The organism is Microbacterium neimengense, assembly GCF_054782995.1.
Genome location: NZ_BAAGRK010000032.1, coordinates 1 through 3,844 on the forward strand (window position 1 = coordinate 1; position 3,844 = coordinate 3,844).

At 36.5% G+C, this 3,844-nt stretch carries 1 protein-coding gene and 1 rRNA gene; both read left to right on the forward strand.

Annotation, left to right across the window (positions count from 1 at the left end):
- Window positions 1-74: 74 nt before the first annotated feature.
- A 23S ribosomal RNA gene (locus ACYVJS_RS16365) occupies window positions 75-2,393 on the forward strand.
- A gap of 287 nt (window positions 2,394-2,680) precedes the next feature.
- Window positions 2,681-3,268 carry an LAGLIDADG endonuclease gene (locus tag ACYVJS_RS16370; RefSeq protein ID WP_460624613.1) on the forward strand — a complete coding sequence of 196 codons (588 nt, stop codon included), beginning with the start codon at window positions 2,681-2,683 and terminating at the stop codon, window positions 3,266-3,268.
- Window positions 3,269-3,844: the final 576 nt, after the last annotated feature.

Consider the following 3,844-nt stretch of genomic DNA (forward strand, 5'->3'; position numbering starts at 1 on the left):
AATTATATTAGTTATAGATAAGTAAATATTTATAAATTTGTAAATATAAGTATGACAAATATATGGACACATAGGTGTGAGTAATCAAAGTGATTGTTGGGGATGTCTAGCACGCATTCATTATACGGAAGACTTATTGTCTAAAAGCTATATAATATATGAATTTATTATAGCGTTCCGCACGGGAAACCGTAAATTATATACACAGTGAACTGAACCATCTTAGTAACTGTAGGAAAGGAAAACAACCGTGACTTCTAAAGTAGTGGCGAGCGAAATAGAACTAGCCAAATATCATTATTATAATGCAGAATACTTTGGAAAAAGTAATCCGTAGAAGGTAATAGCCCTGTATGCTTATGATAAAATAGATAATAAATAAGTAATGTAAGAGAAAACTTGCATGAAGTTCTTTTTAGAAAAAGAAAAGAAATTGGGGAACCATCCTCAAAGGCTAAGTATGAATGACGTAGCGATAGTGACAAGTACCGTGAGGGAAAGATGAAAAGAAAGTCGATGACTAGTGAAATAGATTCTGAATCAGCAATCATACAAGCAGTTAAAGCAATTCAATTAATTTTGAATGTGATAACGTACCTTTTGCATAATGGGTTAGCGAGTTATTTCTAGTAGCAAGGTTAATAACCCCAGCGACAGCGACTGATTAGTATAAGACTAATTCGGGATAGTTACTAGGATTAGACCCGAAACGTGGTGATTTACCCTTTGCCAGACTCATAGGTCGAACGGGTCAATGTTGCATTATTGTCCGATGAGCAAAGGGTGGTAAGTGAAAGACAACTCTGACCACGATATAGCTGGTACTCCTCGAAACGTATTGAGGTACGGTTTTCCATATATACTTACATAGGTAGAGCACTGACCATCATATTAATGGTTTTAATCGTTAATTTAATTGGGGGATCATAGATTCTACCTTTGATGTGTTAACCACCAAATGATGTAAATTTTTATGGGAAGGACAGACTATTCATGATAAGGTGGATAGTCGAAACGGAAACAGCCGAGAACATAGATAGAAGGTCCCAAAATAATGACTAAGTGAATTTAAGGAAGTCGTAGTCCTAATACAGCAATGATGTTAGCTTGGAGGTAGCTATCATTTGAAGAGGGTGTAACAACTCAGTTGCCTAAAGGACTATAGGCACCGACAATATGCGGGTCTATAGGTCATTTACCGAAACTATGTCAATTAAATTATATATTCTGTAATTTAATCAGAGTAGAGGAGCATCCCATGTGGATGAAAGATAGTGTTTCATTATCTGGACATAATGGGAGAGAAAATGCTAACATGAGTAACGTAGAAGATAGTTATAATACTATCCGCCGATTGAACAAGGGTTTCGTTGTCATGGTTAACAGCGACGATTTATAACGGTCTCTAAGATTATTATTGATGAGTTTGTCATAGATAACTATAACATTTGTTATGGTCAGGAAAATTATATGATTATTACCGTACCCTACAACCGACACAGGTGTTCAAGTAGAGAATACTAAGGCGTTGAGATAATACCGCATAAGGAACTCGGCAAAATGCTCCCTAACACTCGATAATAAGGGAGACCACTTAAAAAGTGGTGGCACATAATAGGGAGGGGCGACTGTTTACCAAAAACACCGGTATCTGCTATATAAAATATATGTTGTATAGATACTGAATCTTGTCCAATGCCAAGAGTCTAAAACTAGTCTGTAATTAGCAGACAGTTGAAACTTAGGTGAATGACCGTCTTAACTATAAGGATGTTAAAGTAGCGAAATTCATTGTTCGCTAAATACGATCCTGCATGAATAGATTAACGATCCCTCCACTGTCTCATGCGGTACCTCAGTGAAATTGGTTTAGCCGTGCAGATACGGTTTATGTGCAAGAGGACACGAAGACCCTATACAGCTTTACTATAGCTAGTTATTGTAATCGTCTTAATGATTTAGAAGGTAGTCGTTAGACGCAAATGAAATACCTTTATTCATTAATGATAGTTGCTATGCTTAATAAGCTAATATGACTAGTGGGTAGTTTAACTGGGACGGTTTCCTCCAATAAAGTATCGGAGGACCTCGAAGGTATGCTGATGTTAGATGGAAGCTAACGTGTCATGAGGACACACAAAAGCCCATAGGTATATGCATGCTTGACTGCAAGACCGATAAGTCGAAGCAGATACTTAAGTAGGACTAAGTGATCCGCTAGTGCTATATGGATAGGCTAGCGCTCAAGAGATAAAAGTTACGCTAGGGATAACAGGGTTATAGCGCACGAGAGTTCATATTGTCGGCGCTGTTTGCCACCTCGATTACATATTTGAGTTTAGTCGAGACATAAATCAGGTGAATTGCAAGAAACTCTTAGGAAACTGAGACAATTTGCAGCCAAGTTCAGTCGAGTATTAATAAGACTGAAAAGGTTCAACGACTAGAAGGTGAGTAATACTAACAATAATCCTTCCAAGAGCGCCTGACAATTACTAAAAAGTACATTTATTGTTTTTAGCAATAAATACATATAGACTCTACTACAATTAGTAGTATTGAGTACCTCTGATAATACTATAACGAAATAAAAATGAATAACAATAACATTAAGAATACTCGGGATGGACATCATCTGAATTCTAAGTACTGGCAGGATTATAAGAATAGTCTGCCAATGATGAGTAATTTTCTGTTCCAAGTAGCTCTGGGTATGGTCCTTGGAGATGCAACCATGTACCGAGTAAGTCGGGAAGCTATTATTAAGTTTGAGCAAGGTGCTATCCAAAAGGATTTTCTATTCCATGTATTCAAGCTATTTTCAGAATATTGCTTTATGCTCGTTCCTGGAACACGTCTACATCTTCGCGGAGTTAATATCGGGCAAATTAAGAGTTATTGGTTTAAGACCTTCTCTCATCCTACTTTTTCAGTACTCTGGGAACTTCTTTTCGTTGATGGGAAGAAGGTTATTCTCGAAGGACTGATTCTCAATCATCTTACTGATGTAGGGCTCGCGTATTGGATCATGTGTGATGGTAGTCTAGACGGGCGTATTATGATTCTACACACTCAGGGGTTTACTCTTGAGGAAAATAATATCATTAGTAATGAACTAAACATTAAGTTTGGATTCAACACTAAGGTTGTACCTCATAAGCATAAGTACTTTGTGATTCAGTTTAGTGGTAAGGATGCTAATAAGCTCCATGAGATCCTTAAGGATAATCTTATCCCAAGTATGATGTACAAGCTACCAAAGAAGTAATTGATGACATAGTCTAATTCGCTGGGTAACTAGTGATGTGATATTAAAAATTTACACTATATTAATCCCCTTAATATAGATTAATAATGGTCGACTCATCTTATCCTCCCGGTGCATTAGCTGGGAAGGGTTCTGCTGTTCGCAGATTAAAAAGGTACGTGAGTTGGGTTCAATACGACGTGAGTCAGTATGGTTTATATCCTTTGCACATAAGAATAGTCAAATCAGAATCAGTCTTTAGTACGAAAGGACCAAGATCTGGTGCATCTCTGGTGTACCTTCTGTTGATATTAAAATTAGCATCGAAGGGTAGCTATATGCATAATGAATAAGAACTGAAAGCATCTAAGTTTGAAGTCAATCTGTATTTGACTTAAATGGCTAGAAGTAGACTACTTCTTGATAGGTCACATGTGTACGTACTGTAAAGTATTTAGCTAAGTGATACTAATAGCCTTATTACTCACACCTACCATATTACCCTAAAATATTTCTATATACTATTTTAATTAGTATATAAAAGAGGAACGTTATATATATTATAATAATACAATATAAGAGAGGGAGATAATATAC